This window comes from Clostridioides sp. ES-S-0123-01 (assembly GCF_020658415.1).
Taxonomy (GTDB): Bacteria; Bacillota; Clostridia; order Peptostreptococcales; family Peptostreptococcaceae; genus Clostridioides.
The window spans coordinates 1-14,284 of sequence record NZ_JACVWD010000012.1 but is presented as its reverse complement, the minus strand read 5'-3'; the positions used below and the strand labels follow the sequence as shown (position 1 = coordinate 14,284).

23 protein-coding genes are annotated in these 14,284 nt (G+C 28.0%); 4 read left to right on the top strand and 19 right to left on the bottom strand.

The window, feature by feature from the left end:
- Nucleotides 1-4: 4 nt before the first annotated feature.
- The 19 genes from IC175_RS18755 to IC175_RS18670 all read right to left on the bottom strand — a co-directional run bounded on the left by IC175_RS18755 (nucleotide 5) and on the right by IC175_RS18670 (nucleotide 9,478).
- A complete protein-coding gene (locus tag IC175_RS18755; RefSeq protein WP_227836519.1) occupies nucleotides 5-1,270 on the bottom strand; it encodes a PBSX family phage terminase large subunit in 1,266 nt (421 codons plus the stop codon).
- The gene (locus IC175_RS18750) at nucleotides 1,260-1,700 is read right to left on the bottom strand and encodes a terminase small subunit (RefSeq protein WP_021426502.1); all 441 of its coding nucleotides are present in this window, start codon (nucleotides 1,698-1,700) and stop codon (nucleotides 1,260-1,262) included. Before IC175_RS18750 ends, IC175_RS18755 begins: the two co-directional genes overlap by 11 nt.
- Before the next feature lie 427 nt (nucleotides 1,701-2,127).
- Nucleotides 2,128-2,304: a hypothetical protein gene (locus IC175_RS18745; protein ID WP_021426503.1), complete on the bottom strand. Its 177-nt coding sequence runs from the start codon at nucleotides 2,302-2,304 to the stop codon at nucleotides 2,128-2,130.
- 407 nt (nucleotides 2,305-2,711) lie between these two features.
- Complete coding sequence (locus IC175_RS18740; RefSeq protein ID WP_021426505.1) at nucleotides 2,712-3,212, bottom strand: hypothetical protein; 501 nt, start codon at nucleotides 3,210-3,212, stop codon at nucleotides 2,712-2,714.
- A gap of 18 nt (nucleotides 3,213-3,230) precedes the next feature.
- On the bottom strand, nucleotides 3,231-3,647 hold the full coding sequence (locus IC175_RS18735) for a DUF1064 domain-containing protein (protein WP_227851912.1): 417 nt from the start codon (nucleotides 3,645-3,647) through the stop codon (nucleotides 3,231-3,233).
- 30 nt (nucleotides 3,648-3,677) lie between these two features.
- Complete coding sequence (locus IC175_RS18730) at nucleotides 3,678-3,872, bottom strand: hypothetical protein (RefSeq protein WP_021426507.1); 195 nt, start codon at nucleotides 3,870-3,872, stop codon at nucleotides 3,678-3,680.
- Between the two features lie 279 nt (nucleotides 3,873-4,151).
- A complete protein-coding gene (locus IC175_RS19530) occupies nucleotides 4,152-4,286 on the bottom strand; it encodes a hypothetical protein (RefSeq protein WP_021362347.1) in 135 nt (44 codons plus the stop codon).
- Complete coding sequence (locus IC175_RS18725; RefSeq protein ID WP_021426509.1) at nucleotides 4,286-4,648, bottom strand: hypothetical protein; 363 nt, start codon at nucleotides 4,646-4,648, stop codon at nucleotides 4,286-4,288. Before IC175_RS18725 ends, IC175_RS19530 begins: the two co-directional genes overlap by 1 nt.
- A 29-nt stretch (nucleotides 4,649-4,677) precedes the next feature.
- On the bottom strand, nucleotides 4,678-5,097 hold the full coding sequence (locus IC175_RS18720) for a single-stranded DNA-binding protein (protein ID WP_227437489.1): 420 nt from the start codon (nucleotides 5,095-5,097) through the stop codon (nucleotides 4,678-4,680).
- Nucleotides 5,098-5,116: 19 nt separating this feature from the next.
- On the bottom strand, nucleotides 5,117-6,022 hold the full coding sequence (locus IC175_RS18715) for a DnaD domain protein (protein WP_227437490.1): 906 nt from the start codon (nucleotides 6,020-6,022) through the stop codon (nucleotides 5,117-5,119).
- On the bottom strand, nucleotides 6,023-6,661 hold the full coding sequence (locus IC175_RS18710) for an ERF family protein (protein ID WP_021426512.1): 639 nt from the start codon (nucleotides 6,659-6,661) through the stop codon (nucleotides 6,023-6,025).
- Nucleotides 6,648-6,929, bottom strand: coding sequence for a hypothetical protein (locus tag IC175_RS18705; RefSeq protein WP_227437492.1), 282 nt, complete (start codon nucleotides 6,927-6,929; stop codon nucleotides 6,648-6,650). The genes IC175_RS18710 and IC175_RS18705 overlap by 14 nt, the downstream gene beginning before the upstream one ends.
- Before the next feature lie 74 nt (nucleotides 6,930-7,003).
- Nucleotides 7,004-7,252 carry a hypothetical protein gene (locus tag IC175_RS18700; RefSeq protein WP_227437494.1) on the bottom strand — a complete coding sequence of 83 codons (249 nt, stop codon included), beginning with the start codon at nucleotides 7,250-7,252 and terminating at the stop codon, nucleotides 7,004-7,006.
- A 15-nt stretch (nucleotides 7,253-7,267) separates the two neighbouring features.
- Complete coding sequence (locus tag IC175_RS18695; RefSeq protein WP_227437496.1) at nucleotides 7,268-7,495, bottom strand: hypothetical protein; 228 nt, start codon at nucleotides 7,493-7,495, stop codon at nucleotides 7,268-7,270.
- Between the two features lie 26 nt (nucleotides 7,496-7,521).
- On the bottom strand, nucleotides 7,522-7,902 hold the full coding sequence (locus IC175_RS18690) for a helix-turn-helix domain-containing protein (RefSeq protein WP_227482456.1): 381 nt from the start codon (nucleotides 7,900-7,902) through the stop codon (nucleotides 7,522-7,524).
- A gap of 30 nt (nucleotides 7,903-7,932) precedes the next feature.
- Complete coding sequence (locus IC175_RS18685; RefSeq protein ID WP_227851911.1) at nucleotides 7,933-8,130, bottom strand: helix-turn-helix domain-containing protein; 198 nt, start codon at nucleotides 8,128-8,130, stop codon at nucleotides 7,933-7,935.
- 69 nt (nucleotides 8,131-8,199) lie between these two features.
- Nucleotides 8,200-8,382, bottom strand: a complete 183-nt coding sequence (locus IC175_RS18680; protein ID WP_227851910.1) for a hypothetical protein — start codon at nucleotides 8,380-8,382, stop codon at nucleotides 8,200-8,202.
- Nucleotides 8,383-8,432: 50 nt separating this feature from the next.
- Nucleotides 8,433-9,242 carry a phage antirepressor KilAC domain-containing protein gene (locus tag IC175_RS18675; protein WP_227851909.1) on the bottom strand — a complete coding sequence of 270 codons (810 nt, stop codon included), beginning with the start codon at nucleotides 9,240-9,242 and terminating at the stop codon, nucleotides 8,433-8,435.
- A 2-nt stretch (nucleotides 9,243-9,244) separates the two neighbouring features.
- On the bottom strand, nucleotides 9,245-9,478 hold the full coding sequence (locus tag IC175_RS18670; RefSeq protein ID WP_021408061.1) for a helix-turn-helix transcriptional regulator: 234 nt from the start codon (nucleotides 9,476-9,478) through the stop codon (nucleotides 9,245-9,247).
- Nucleotides 9,479-9,620: 142 nt separating this feature from the next.
- Between IC175_RS18670 and IC175_RS18665 the strand changes: the two genes are divergently transcribed.
- The 4 genes from IC175_RS18665 to IC175_RS18650 all read left to right on the top strand — a co-directional run bounded on the left by IC175_RS18665 (nucleotide 9,621) and on the right by IC175_RS18650 (nucleotide 13,982).
- Complete coding sequence (locus IC175_RS18665) at nucleotides 9,621-10,232, top strand: helix-turn-helix transcriptional regulator (protein ID WP_227851908.1); 612 nt, start codon at nucleotides 9,621-9,623, stop codon at nucleotides 10,230-10,232.
- Between the two features lie 23 nt (nucleotides 10,233-10,255).
- Nucleotides 10,256-11,845 carry an SIR2 family protein gene (locus IC175_RS18660; protein ID WP_021408078.1) on the top strand — a complete coding sequence of 530 codons (1,590 nt, stop codon included), beginning with the start codon at nucleotides 10,256-10,258 and terminating at the stop codon, nucleotides 11,843-11,845.
- 262 nt (nucleotides 11,846-12,107) lie between these two features.
- Complete coding sequence (locus IC175_RS18655) at nucleotides 12,108-12,614, top strand: ImmA/IrrE family metallo-endopeptidase (protein WP_227851907.1); 507 nt, start codon at nucleotides 12,108-12,110, stop codon at nucleotides 12,612-12,614.
- Nucleotides 12,615-12,851: 237 nt separating this feature from the next.
- Nucleotides 12,852-13,982 (top strand): site-specific integrase, encoded by a 1,131-nt coding sequence (locus tag IC175_RS18650; protein WP_227851906.1) that lies wholly within the window; start codon nucleotides 12,852-12,854, stop codon nucleotides 13,980-13,982.
- Nucleotides 13,983-14,284 lie beyond the last annotated feature (302 nt).

Here is a 14,284-nt window from a genome sequence, read left to right as displayed (position 1 = left end):
CCCCCTATCTACTGTTATATTGTCTTTCTCTTCCATGTGTTTTCATATCTAACTCTAGTGCATACCTTGTTGCATCAATTGAATGATTGTCTTTATCTTCTAACTTAGCTCTTACATTTCCATCTTTATCTGTTTGATAATCTATATTTTCAAATTCTCTAGCGACATTTGGAGTTCTATTTGGGTCTATTACTATTGCTTGCAAATCATCTAACCAGTTCTCTCCAAATTCTATTGAACCAGGTCCTTTTTTAGCTTTTAATGCTCTTATGCCATACTCTCTAAGTTCTGCAATACTTCTTGGTTCCGCACTATCACAGACAACATTAAAATCGTCATACCCTTTTAATTTAATCTTAGAAGCTAATTCTCTTATAGACATTTTCACTCCAAATATTTCATCTATAAAATATATAATTCTTTTCTTTTTATCATAATGAAGCCTTACAAATGCCATAGGGTCTGTTGCATATCCAAAGTCATTACCTTGCCTTATGTTATCAAAGTGAAATATTTCTTCATTTGTTATTGTTTTAAACTCTAAATTAGAAAAAGGGACTACTCCAGAACCAATAGGCTCTCCTAAGTACTCCCATCTATATTTAAACTCATTTCTTATTTTAATTTCATTAGCTTCCTCAATGAAAGCTTTTGATATATGAGGATTATCTAAATAAATACTATGATGAACATATGTATTTTTAGGTAATGTATGTGTTTCAAATTTCTTATTAACCCATGATTGCTTTCTTTTTGGAGGATTGTATGATAAAAATATTTTATAATTCAATTTATTAGGTAATTCTCCACGTAACACTGAATTAATTACCATAGATAACTCATCTTCTGTTTTTATTTCTGCAACCTCTTCAAACCATGCAAAAGCAATTGGATATTTAGCTGACTTTATAGATTTTATCTTTTGTGGGTCATCAAGACCTCTAAATATAAATTTATTTCCTCTTGGAATAAAAATAATTTCCATTGGAGATTTTTTAAACTGAAATAAATGTGTTAAACCAAATATCTCTATAGTTTCTTTTAATTGCTCATAAACACTATCCATGATTGTGTTACCAACCTTTCTAAAGCAAACAGTATTTACAGGATATTTAACCATAGCTAAAGTTAGCCAAAAGGCTATATGAGTTGACTTTGCTGAAGCTCTTCCACCTTTTAATACATGATATAAATATTTATTGCTATTACTTACTTTCCAAAATTCATAGAAATTTTTATTTATTATTTCAGATAATTTTTTATTCATCATTTAAGTTACCTACATCATCAATTATGGTTACACCAACATTTCCATCTAGGTCAACTTTTTCAGTCCATAAAGCATATCTTTTCCCTAATAATTCAGCAGCCTTATTTCTATCTTTTATACTTACATCTTTTTTTATTATTTCAGGACCATTTTCAGATACTATTACAACCTCTTCTTTTTCCTGATTTCTTAATATTTTTGTTAGATACTCCATAACTTCTTTTGCATCTGCTATCCTCTTTGATTCAATTTGCTTTAATCTTTCATCAATGTAATTTTTAACCTTATCATTGCTCAGCAGTCTACTTCCATTGCTTTCTGATGCTCTTTGATTGTTATTTTTGTATGCTTTTTTGTATGCTTCTGTTGCATTACCAGTTTCAATATAATAATCACAGAACCTTTTTTGTTTTTCAGTCAAATTTGCCATACCACCACCTCTTTATTTGTTTTATAAATAAAAAAATAAGACTTTAAAATTAATCTAAAGTCTTATTTTTAGGGGATACATATTATATTTAAGGGAGCAAGTTTTAGGAATCGAACCTAAGATTACACACCAGTACTTGCAAATTGAGTGAGGTTACCAAGCCCCACCCTTTTAGACATTTGAATTAAATTCGGATTTAATCCAACATATCTACATATAGTGTATTAATAAGTTTGAACATAGTAAGAATTGAACTTACAGCATCCTCATGCCCTGCCTAGTCTGTTCATATAAGCTAGGTGAATCCCTTAACCTAGCCCACATATATATTTAGTTTTGAGAGAGAAATATTCATTTCCACAATACTATTATCTCATATTTTAAATTGTAAAATCGGCAGAAAAACGGCAATAAAAAGACCTAGAATTTAATCTAGGTCCTTCTTTTTAATCCTAATTTCATTGTTTTCAAAATAAACTTCAACTTCTCTCTCCTCTTGTGTTATATTCATTTCTTTAATCCATGTGGCTGGTAGAGTTATTTTAGGACTTAGTGAACCTGAGCCACTTTTTGATAAGAGTACTTTCAATATTCTTTTCTCCATTTCTTTCTCTCCCTCTAGGAAAATAAATATTTTATAGCAAATATTAATAATGCTATTGCACCAATTAATTTAACTATACCAAAACTTAATTTCCCTAACTCTGTAATTAATTCCTTATATTTTCCCATTGTATTTTGAGTGGTCATGTATTATTATTTAATTAGAAGGGAAGGTGCTGACTTCCCTTCTAAAGTCTTATAGGCTATCTAATACCATTTTTATAACGGCTATTAGTGTACCTATTTCAAGGACAAGTTCGGTAAGGGCTTTGATAACTTTGCCGAACTCTTTTATTTTTTTGACCACTTCTTTCACCTCCTTTCTATATTTATAGTATATCATGTCGTACCGATATAATCAATACTTTTTTCCTTTTTTTAGTAAAAAAATAGACAGCTGTTAACTGCCTATAAATCTAACATTTTAAATAACGGTTCTTGTTCTATTAATGCCTTTTTACCAAATAAGGCTATTGATATTGAACTAATAGCTTGGTTAGCTCTTTCTCTTAATTGTCTCTCTTCTAGATATACTTTATCAACTATTAAACTCCATTCTAAGCCTTCAATATACCTATACCTTATAATTTGTTTATGTATAGGTTTTAAATTGCTTATGGATGCATCTATTGTATATTTTAGTGCTTCCATTTCATATAGTTCTATCTGTTTTTCTATTATCTTTTCTTCAAGAATAATTAACTCATTTTCAACTTGATTACTTATTGAATTAGTCTTACTTATAGGAATGCTGTCATAGCTTAAACCTTGCATAAAATCACCTAAATGGCACTCTTTAAGATTTTTTATTTGAAGTTTTAGACTTTCAATATTAATATGTAATTGTTTGTAGTTCTCAAGGTGCTTTTTTGTTGCCATAAAAAACTCCTTTTTAACTTTACTTGCCATAACATCACCCCTATTTACTTAAACTACCTTTTTCTTATTTTCTTTTCTCTTTTTCTTAAGTTCACTATATTCTATCCAACCATCTACTCCATATTTTTTACTCTTAGCAATCCATATCAATTTTTTATCTTGATATTTGTAATCAAAAAGCTTTTTTCTAAGTTCACCTTGCTGTGTGCTGTATCCTTTCACATCTATATAAACAACTTCACCATCCCATTTGTATATGGCAAAATCAACTGTATATGTAATAGCTCTATAGTTCTTTCCATCCTTCTTAAATTTAGGCTGTAATTCAAACTTTTGTTGTAGTCCAAAATCTTTAATTTCTCCATTTTCTTTCTTTTCTTTTAAATATAGATAATATTCTGATTCATCTTTGCTATCAAATTTAATTCCATCTATTATAATTTTCTTATTATTGTATTTACTCAATTAAATAATTCCTTTATCTCTTAAAAATTACTAATACTTATTAATATCATTTATAAAGTTATAAACCTCATGTACACTATATCCAAACCTTTTAAATCCTTTTACATATATTCTTATTGAACTTGGTATACTTCTACCTACCCTACAATTTTCGTATCCTTGCCATAAGTTTTCTTTTTCCTCTTGCTTTACCATTTGAGAAACTGCTTTTTGAAACTTATTCATTGCTATTCCTCCATAGTTTTACTAATTTAAAATTAATTTTGATGCTCTCTATTGCTTTTATTAGACTTTCTCTCGCATTTTTTACAACAGTAAATTCTTTTAGACTCTTTTGGAATGTAAAATAACTTACCACACCAATTGCAAATTATTCTTTTATTCATAGAATCACTTCTTTCTTATTTTTCATTATACTTATTATCACAATTTTCGCACTCTTTTAGATTCAATCTATACTCATAAACCCTACCAGCTATGAAACTTCCTATTACTAATATCACACTAGCTAAGATATTCACTTTTAATCATCTCCTCATATTCTTCTCTAGCCTTATCTATAGCAATAAATATATCCTCTCCATTGTCATATAACTCTTTTGCTCTCTTAATTGTGTATTCTGTCCTTGAAACTTCCATTATTCCTCCTCAATGTATTCAACTTTCCAGCCACTTCTAGTTTTACTTTTCTTTTTAATAGCTTGATAAACTGCTTGATATTTTAATCTTAAAAAACAGGCTGCACCATCTATAGACTCAAATTCTTTTACCTCACCTGTATTAACATTTCTAATTCTTACTGGCAATTCTTTTTTTATTTTTCTGTCCTTCTTAACTCCAAATTCAGCCAGTATCTTTTCTGGCTTAGGATACACTCTTTTTCCATTTTTTATAACTCCTAACAAACAACAATATAATGCTAAGTAGTTTCTACATGTAAGGTCATCTTCAATAAGGTTGTCCACTACTGAGCCACTAAAATACCTTTCTACTTTAAACATTTATTTCACCTCATATTTAACTTTTCAGATTAAAATGGTAACTCATCATCATCTATAATTTCAAATCCTTGAGGGTCTAGTCCTATTGTTTCATCTTGTACACTCTCTTTATATGAATTACTTGATTTACTCTTACTTTCTAATGATTGTACTGATTTTGTACTTACTTTTGTAAATGTTCTCTTTTCTCCTGATTGAGTTTGATAATTGTCAACTCTTATATTTCCTTCTAATGCTACTAGCTTCCCTTTTGTTATGTAATTTGCACAGTATTCAGCTGATTTACCTATTACCTCTATTGGTATAAAGTCAGTATCCCTTTTTCCATCTTTATTTATATAATTTCTGTCTACTGCTATTGTAAATGATGCTACTGCTGTACCTTTTCCTGGTATGTATTTTAGTTCTGGGTCTCTAGTTAATCTCCCAACTAATACAACTTGATTCATTTTAATACCTCCACTATTATTATTTAAATTTAGCCTTTTGGCTTTTCTTTATAATTTCATCTAGTTCTTTGTTACTATATTGAGTAAATGTTTGTTCAAAATTAGCAAACTTATTTTTATTTGTTTGATTGCTAGATTTTCTTGATTTTTTATTTTCATGTTGTAATTTATATAATTCTAATTGCTCATATGTAGTTATGTTTGCATCTTTCCACTTTTTAAGAATGCCTTTTAAATATGATAAGTTCATACTCATTCTTTCAGCACATATCTCTATGGCTCTTTTAAATACTTTTATATCTACTTCATTAGATACTTCTAATAACCATTCTGCTGTGACTGGATATACTACTCCTATATTTTCTTCATAGAGCTTCTTAAATTCTTTTAAATAGTTATCCACAGGTTGCTCTATATACATACTACTTTTAATACTGTTATTTATAATACTGTTACTTATAGTGTCCGACTTTTCCATGTCCGGTTGAGCCATGTCCGGTAAATTCGGACATGGTTCCATGTCTGCTTTTTTCGGACATGGTTTTTTTTTATTTTCTTTCTTGCATCTAATGGATATATGACCTTCTATATAACTTCTATCAAACACTATTTCATATATATTATTTTGCATCCTTCCCTCTCTAGTTTTATTTTTATATACTTTTATATAGCCACTCGTCTTTAGTTCATTTAGATATTTACTAAAAGTATCTTTATTTATACCAAGTTCATGAGTCATAATATCCCTTGATGGATAACATGTCCCACTTGCTCCTGCAAAACTGGATAGATAGAAATATAATGCTCTTGCTCCTGTTGTTAACCATGAATCTCTAGCTACTAATTGTGGGGAAAGACCATATCCATCACTTAGTATATTTCCTTTTTCTATAGTTGCTTTGTCTCTGTCCCTCAAGAAACTCACCTACTTAATTATTCCTTTTTCCTTTTGTAATTTCTCATATCCAACACATATCTGGTCATATTCCTGTTTACTTAAGTCCTTAACTTCTTTATTAAACTTATAATATACTTCACTTTTTACTCTATCTGAATCCTTCCCTATTGTATTTGCTATTGAAAACAACCTTTTTATCTGATTTTGACTTATCTTAATTTGACCATTTTCATTTGCTTTACCAGAGGAGTTTATTAAGTCATTTCTTTTATAATCTTCTTTTCCACTAGTAGCATCAAAAGTATCATTTTCTGTAATGTTTAATAACTGAATGTACAAATACCTTGTCTGATATGTTTCAATTCCTCCTAATGCTTGTAACTCATTAGAACCTTTTAATTGTAATTCTCTCATTGGAGAAGTAAATATTATCTCTTCTGTTGGTTTTTCTCCATTAATCAATGTTAGGGTTGCATAATCATTTGTAAAGGTCACTATAGGGCATAATTTAGCTTCTTGTAATAACTCTGTTGCTTGAGGTAAGAAGTCTGCTAACTCAAAATATTTAAAGTTAGCAAACTTGTTTTGACCACTCTTTTTTATATCTAATTTATTAAACTTAATTCTTACATCCATCAATTTTATGTAAATATTATTCACTTCCATCAACTTCCCCCTCCATTTCTCTAGTATTTCTTTCTAAAACTGACATAAAACCATCTATGTAATCACCACAACCCCCTTGTAATTGGTATTCTTCTAAATGCTTTTTAAATTGTTTCAAAGTCCATCCTTTTCTATGTTTATCTATGCAAGATTCTAATGCTGATATTTGTCCAAATTTTACATCATAGTCTACTTCATCCACTGACATGAATTTTAATAAAAATAATCTATCTTCTAAATCTTTAATTATTTCATTTCTTGTTTTCATTTATTCCCCCTTGTGCTATAATTAGCTTATATTTTATATTATTTTTTATTGAGCCTGTGCAAAGGCTCTTTTCTTTATATCTGAACATCTATCGCTCTATCTCTTTCAAGTTCTTCTTGATACATCATAACCTCTCTAAACTCAACAGAAGCTTCTAATTTAATATCAAATTCTAGTCCTTCTAAGATATTTTGACTAGCAAACTTTACAGCCTCCCACCAGTTCAAACTACTAGTTTCAAACTCTTCTAGCTCCTTTAATTTTTTTATTTCCTTTTCTGCTTGTCTAATTTGACCTATTGCGATTAATCTAGCTGTTTCCATATAACTTGCCCCCTTTTAGTTTAGAAATTTAATTTCATAATCACTGCATTCTATATCTTCTATTGTTAGAGCTTGATACTCCATACTGCCTCTTTCTTTGTCATAGTATGCTAAATTTAGTTCATGTGTAGAAGCATGTACAATTAGACAATTCCCTTCAAAATTAAGTCTTTTAGAGCTTATTTTTACTACATTTCCTACCTTAAACTTATCTAAATCAAATCTTATTATTAATCCTTCCATGTAACTTACCCCCTTAAAGTAATTTTTTAGATTATTTCTTTTTCTGCTTCTTTTAAAAGTTCATCCAAATTTCTACCTTGATTTCTTTCAATAAAATCATCAACTTCATATCTTGAAATTTTTCTACCATCACCTCTAGCCAGTGATTTTATCAAACCTGTGCTCACTAACCTACGCATAAAAACTGTATCTAATTTTAAAATTCCCCTTGCTTCTTCTACTGTTATCAAGTAATTTGGATAACCTCTTTTTATCAAGACAACTATATCTTTAGGCTCCAGTACTTTTACCTTTTGTTCAACAGTTTGACTCTTAACTCTATCTGTCTCTTGTTTATTTATCTCTATTTCTATTAAACTTTTTAAACTATCACTAAATTGCTTTGTTATACTTTCAGAAATATCCATGTTAAAATTCTCTCCCCTCTTTTCAATTATTTATCTTCCAACTAATTCGTCTAATGTAATATCTAAAAAATCAGCTAATTTTATTAGAGTATCTATAGTTGGATTAGAATTTTTATTCTTCAACAATTTATATAGACCACTTATATCTATATTCAATTCTTTTGCCAATTTATAAGGTTTTATATCTCTTTTTCTTAGGATTTGGCTTATATTGTCGCCTATCAACATTGGATTCACCTCAGTTCTACATGGGGTAAAATCCTTATTACTGCTACAAAAGAATATTTAAAATCTAATCTAAAGTTTTAAATATGATTTAAACTCAGATGGTATTGTACTAATCTCTTTGTTTAATTCATCTATTAAGAATTTAATTTTATTTATTTTAATAATTAAACTATCTTCATTTTTAGGTACAATCATCACAGTTAAATTTGATAGCTCCTTAGGTACTACCTTTGGAGTTTTTTTATTTTTCATTTCTACCTAATCACCTCTTTTTGAATATTCTGTATTTATTTTTCAAAGTACTAACCCAACATTGAAGTTTGATAACTATACTCTTTTTCTATATCTGGCAATATATTATTTACTTTTAATAAATCATATAAAAACAATCTTCCTTTTTGAGTCCATTTAGTTGTCATTTTTACATCAGTCATTCCATCACTTCTAGTTATATCTATTGTTTCTGAATGAGTGTATCCCTTGCCTTGATACTGTTTATATAAAAGCCATTGCCCACTTTGTTTGTATTGAATCCCTCTTTCATGAAGTATTTTATTCATTTCTTTTCCACTCATTCCATAGTCTTTTGCTATTTGAGTTATAGTGACAAGACCTTTGTTTTTAAGTATCATATCTGTGTAATCTGCTTTTGGCTTTAACTCTTTTATTACTTGGTCTTTCATTTTACCTTCTAGTTGTAACTTCTCATTTACTTCTACTTGCTCTATAAGATGTTGTAATGCTTCTTTGTATGTAGTTGGTAGTTTAGGTTGTGGTTCATTTTTTAAAGACTTTTCCATTTCATCAAACTTAGCCACATAAATAGCAGTAAATATGATTCCTTTTTCTCCAGTCATTTTATTAGCTACCATATCACAACCTTTTTTAGTCAATAGATAACAAGGTTGAACCTGGTTTCTTGTATTTAGATATGTACTTTCTATAAAAAATTTTTCACTGTCCAATCTTGGACTGTGAGATTTATTAAGTACCTCTATGTATCCTCTTATATCTCTCATCAGATGCTTATGTTCTCTTTCTATCAATTCTGCAACTTCTCTACTTTCAACTAAAAATTTTCCATTTTTAATTATAACTTGCAAATTATTCATAATTATTTCCCCCTATCTTGTAAATCATAATTTACTGAATCTGTAAAAAAAATTTCTTCTATACTTTTTCCTAATTCTATAGATATTCTATATGTTATTTCTGCTGAAGGTTTAACCATACCATTTTCAATTTTTGATAGATATGGTCTTGATATTCCTACCTTTTGTGCTAATTTACTTTGCGAAAAATTTAGCTCTTTTCTTGCTTTATATAAATTATTAGTTATTTTAGCCACCTCCTCGCCTCCTGTTAACCATAGTATACAGTGTTTTTATTTTTATGTCAACTATGTTTTACTATTTTTTCAAAATTTGTCAACAATAGTTAACACTTTTCTGATATAATCATATTAAATCAAATCATAAGAGGTGAAATATATGCAAAAACTGGGTCAAATAATAAAGGAATATAGAGAAAAAAATAAGCTCTCTCTTAGAGATTTTTCTAACTTATGTAATCTTAGTCATACTTATATAGATAAACTTGAAAAGGGTAAAGACCCTCGAAATGGAAAAGCAGTTGAACCCACACTTGATGCATTAGAAAAAATCAGTCTAGCCTTAAATTTAACATTGGATGAACTACTTCTTAAATTAGGCAAAATTGGAAAAGGTGTCTCTACACAAATAAAACATGATGATTCTTTTAAAATAAATCAACCTTTAAATCCCATTTTTTCAAAAAGATTAAATGGATTAATGCAAGAAAAAAAAATATCATTAGATATATTAAGTCAAGAAGTAAAAATAGAAGAAGATTTATTATACAAATATAAAAATAATCTTAGTGCACCTCCAAGTGATGATATTGTAAAACTTGCTAATTATTTTGATGTTACAACAGATTATCTTTTAGGCACAACACTTGTTAGAAATCATATAGATACTGTAGCTGCACACAAAGCAAATCCACATGAGGATTTACCTGAGGAAGCACAAGAACAGCTTAATGATTATATTGAATTTTTAATGAATAAATACAAAAAATAAATTAAAAGTAGGTGATAAATTATATGAAATCTTTAATATCAGATGTCATAAACCGATTTAATGCTACACCATTTTTATTTGTTGGTTCAGGTTTAACTAGAAGATACTATAATCTTCCAAATTGGGAGGATTTACTAAAAGTCTTTGCAGAAAAAATTAGTAATGATGACTTTATATATACAAGTTATAAAAATAAAGCAAAATCAGAGAATCCAAAAATGGGTATAAATCCTAGAATTGCAGAACTTATTGAAAATGATTTTAATAAAAAATGGTTTTCAGATTCTTCTATACGAAGCTTAGACTCTAAGTATTTAGATATTGTTAAATCAGGAGTTTCTCCATTTAAGGCAGAAATTGCTATGTATATTAAAAATAATTCTAAAATAGTAGATAAATATCAGGATGAAGTTCAAAAACTTAGTAATATCTCTAAAAAAAGTTTGTCAGGATTTATTACAACAAATTATGATTGTTTTTTAGAAACTATCGTTGATAATTATACAACATATATAGGTCAAGAAAATTTAGTTTTTTCATCTATACAAGGTATTGCAGAAATTTATAAAATTCATGGATGTGTTTCTTCACCAAATAGTATTGTAATAAATGAAGCTGATTATATAGACTTTGACAGCAAAAGTGCCTACTTGGCGGCTAAACTAATGACTATATTTGTTGAGTTTCCTATCATATTTATTGGTTACTCTGTTACAGATGTAAATATAAAAAAAATACTTAATGCTATAGTTAATTGTCTATCTAATGAAAATGCTAAAAAACTTGAGGAACGTTTCATATTCATTGAATATGAAAAAAACTTTAATGATATAGAAATATCAAGTCATACAATTGCTTTTGATAATAAAATGATTACTATGACTAAAATTAAACTGGAAGATTTTAATTTACTCTATGATGCATTATCTGAAAAAAAATCAAAATTACCAGTTAGAATATTAAGAATGTTCAAACAAGAATTTTACGATTTCACAATTACTAACAAACCTACTGCTAAAATTCGGGTTGGTAGTGTTGATGATACAAGAATAAAAGATGAAGATTTAGTTTTAGCAGTTGGCAAGGCAAGTGATTTTGGTCTTAAAGGATTAAAAGGATTAAGTTTTGATGAATGGTATCGTGATATAGTCATGAATGACTTAGAATTTTCATCAGATGAATTACTTGAATACGCTTATCCATCTTTAATTAAACAATATAATAAATTACCATTAAACAAACATCTTTTTAATAGTACACTTGAATTTCCAGATTATAGGACAATTGCACTAGAAAGTGACTTTGAAAATATTATAAGCAATAGTATTAAAAAAAATAGAAATAATACTTACATAAAAAATAGAAGTGTTTATGGTATTTGGAATGATGAACATCAATCATTTGAAAAAGCTACAAGACTTATTGCTTTTTTAGAAGAAAAAGAAATTGACACTGAGCAGTTAGAAAATCTACTTAAGAAAATATTTGAGGAAAATCCTAATATTTTAGAGTCTGCAAAAACAAGTGAAAAAACAAATTTAAGAAGGCTTATTAGAATATATGACTACATGAAATACTCTAATATGCAAAAGAGTCTTGGTTATAGTGAGTAAAACTCTACCCACCGCTCCAAAACTCCTTTAATCGCTTTAAGCACAAATACAAATTTAGTGCTAACTATACTAACACACATTTGTAAGTGCTTACATATATTATATGTAATTATATTATAATCATATACTATAATCCATATTTTGTCTACAGCTAAAATTATCCAATCTTTTTTGGATAAAAAATGAATATTTAGAGCAGTTAACACCTGCTCTTTATATATAACAAAAATCAAAAATACATTCTTTTTATAGGGGGATTTCCATGAACAAACTAGACGCACTTTTAGACTTAGCAAATAATGAAGAGATAGAAATTTACTACACTGACAAAATAGCAGATGACATAAAAGGATTGTATATAAACAAACAAGGGCTAAAAATTATATCATTGCTTAACTCATTAAAGCAAAACAAGACTAAGCTAACAGAAATACTGGCAGAAGAATTGGGACATCATTTTACCAGTGTTGGAAATTATGTATCTTCAAAAAACATCTATAAAAACAAAATCTTGATAGATAAAACTGAAAACAAAGCCTTAAGATGGGCATGTGAATTTCTTATAACAGAAGAAGAAATAATACATGTTATTAACTCACATACAACAAGCGTATACGAAATAGCCGAAGAATTACAAGTTAGTATCGAATTCTTATTAAAAAGATTAGAATTTCTATCAAGAAAGAAAAACATGTTAGATTTAGGAAACAATAGATTTTTAGTATTAACTAATTTACCAAATTTCTACATATATGAGGATATTTTTTAAACTCCTTTATTCTACTTTTATAGATTATAATTTAATAATTATATATTTTAACATCATTGTAATAAACTGTCATAAAAACAAAAAAATTATAAGAATATTAAGAAAATAAATGAGTTTAAATTAAACAAATAAACTTAAAGTCATCTTATACATAACAAAAAAGTATATAAAGAGCAGTCATTCTGCTCTTTTATATAAACATAAAACAAACATACATTCTAAAAAGGGGGTACTATTATGAAAGGTGGAGTAAGAAAAAGAAGCAACAAGTGGTATTACTACTTTGACCTAGGTATAGTAGAAGGAAAAAGAAAAAAAGTAGAAAGAGTTGGTGGAAATACAAAAAAAGAAGCAGAAAAAGCACTAAGAGAAGCACTAAATGAATATGAAAACTCTGGCATAGTATTTGAAGAAAGCAACATCAGCTTATCAGACTATCTTGACTTTTGGTACAAAGAATATGTTTTACTTAACTGTAAATACAACACTCAAGAAAGCTACCGAATAAACATAGAAAAACATATAAAACCAAAATTAGGAGTTTATAAAGTAAAAGCTCTAACACCAGCAATACTACAAAATTTCATAAACAAAAAGTACAAAGAAGATTATTCTCAGAGTACATTACAAGTATTAAAAGCTATATTACATAGGTCATTAAAATCAGCAGTCTACCCTTACAAACACATACGAGAAAATCCTATGCAATATGTAAGTATACCAAAAACTAAGTCTAAAATAGAACCTAAAAAAGTTAAAACTATTACACTAGAAGAATTTAATCAAACATTAAATATATTTCCTCAAGATTCATTTCAGCGTATAGTCTTACTAATTGGATTTTATACTGGTATGCGAAGAGGTGAAATTATTGCACTAACATGGGATGATATAGACTTTGATAATAAAACTATCACAGTAAAACATACTCTGATTAAAAAGAAGAATGGAATGTTTGAATTAAGCCAACCAAAAACAGAAAGCTCTTGTAGAACTATATTTACAGGTGATACCTTAGTAAGAGCATTAAAAGAACATAAACTATATCAAAAGAAAATGAAATTAAAATATGGTGAATTTTACTTTGATAGTGATTGGGTATGTACTAAAGAAAATGGTCAACAAGTAACTATTCACACTATGGATACTATAGTAAGACAAATTAGAGAAGCCTTAAACAATGACTTCCATTTCCATTGTCTAAGACATACACATGCTACCTTACTATTAGAAAATGGGGCTAACATTAAAGACATTCAAAACCGTTTAGGTCATAGTCAATTATCAACTACAATGGATACCTATTCACATGTAACAGATAAAATGAAAAATGAAACTGTAGATATATTTGAAAGAATTACAAACTAGTTTGCCACCCAAAAATATACTACGGTGGCAAATGGGTGGCAAACTCTCATTTATCTATTTTAAAAGCTAAAGTCATTAACTTTATACAATCGCTTATATCGTTGTAATTTCAATACTTTCAGTTTTATAGCAACTCTAATTCATATAATATATTAATTATAAATCTAACTAATACAACTTAATTATACCTTAATTGGATATATTTATCTATTTTGTTTGTTTATTGTTGTTATTTTTTAACAAGTGTTGGTATTTCAATAATTTATTAATGTCAGTTTTGTTGTTTATGTTTTATTATGCTT

Coding starts and splice junctions, on each gene's coding strand:
- IC175_RS18730 (WP_021426507.1), bottom strand. CDS start 3,872: ATGAATAAGTTTCAAAAAGCAGTTTCTCAAATGGTAAAGCAAGAGGAA.
- IC175_RS18650 (WP_227851906.1), top strand. CDS start 12,852: ATGAAAGGTGGAGTAAGAAAAAGAAGCAACAAGTGGTATTACTACTTT.
- IC175_RS18655 (WP_227851907.1), top strand. CDS start 12,108: ATGAACAAACTAGACGCACTTTTAGACTTAGCAAATAATGAAGAGATA.
- IC175_RS18685 (WP_227851911.1), bottom strand. CDS start 8,130: ATGTTGATAGGCGACAATATAAGCCAAATCCTAAGAAAAAGAGATATA.
- IC175_RS18750 (WP_021426502.1), bottom strand. CDS start 1,700: ATGGCAAATTTGACTGAAAAACAAAAAAGGTTCTGTGATTATTATATT.
- IC175_RS18745 (WP_021426503.1), bottom strand. CDS start 2,304: ATGGAGAAAAGAATATTGAAAGTACTCTTATCAAAAAGTGGCTCAGGT.
- IC175_RS18695 (WP_227437496.1), bottom strand. CDS start 7,495: ATGGAAGGATTAATAATAAGATTTGATTTAGATAAGTTTAAGGTAGGA.
- IC175_RS18690 (WP_227482456.1), bottom strand. CDS start 7,902: ATGGATATTTCTGAAAGTATAACAAAGCAATTTAGTGATAGTTTAAAA.
- IC175_RS18710 (WP_021426512.1), bottom strand. CDS start 6,661: ATGGAAGTGAATAATATTTACATAAAATTGATGGATGTAAGAATTAAG.
- IC175_RS18755 (WP_227836519.1), bottom strand. CDS start 1,270: ATGATGAATAAAAAATTATCTGAAATAATAAATAAAAATTTCTATGAA.
- IC175_RS19530 (WP_021362347.1), bottom strand. CDS start 4,286: ATGGAAGTTTCAAGGACAGAATACACAATTAAGAGAGCAAAAGAGTTA.
- IC175_RS18740 (WP_021426505.1), bottom strand. CDS start 3,212: ATGGCAAGTAAAGTTAAAAAGGAGTTTTTTATGGCAACAAAAAAGCAC.
- IC175_RS18675 (WP_227851909.1), bottom strand. CDS start 9,242: ATGAATAATTTGCAAGTTATAATTAAAAATGGAAAATTTTTAGTTGAA.
- IC175_RS18665 (WP_227851908.1), top strand. CDS start 9,621: ATGCAAAAACTGGGTCAAATAATAAAGGAATATAGAGAAAAAAATAAG.
- IC175_RS18720 (WP_227437489.1), bottom strand. CDS start 5,097: ATGAATCAAGTTGTATTAGTTGGGAGATTAACTAGAGACCCAGAACTA.
- IC175_RS18700 (WP_227437494.1), bottom strand. CDS start 7,252: ATGGAAACAGCTAGATTAATCGCAATAGGTCAAATTAGACAAGCAGAA.
- IC175_RS18705 (WP_227437492.1), bottom strand. CDS start 6,929: ATGAAAACAAGAAATGAAATAATTAAAGATTTAGAAGATAGATTATTT.
- IC175_RS18680 (WP_227851910.1), bottom strand. CDS start 8,382: ATGAAAAATAAAAAAACTCCAAAGGTAGTACCTAAGGAGCTATCAAAT.
- IC175_RS18725 (WP_021426509.1), bottom strand. CDS start 4,648: ATGTTTAAAGTAGAAAGGTATTTTAGTGGCTCAGTAGTGGACAACCTT.
- IC175_RS18660 (WP_021408078.1), top strand. CDS start 10,256: ATGAAATCTTTAATATCAGATGTCATAAACCGATTTAATGCTACACCA.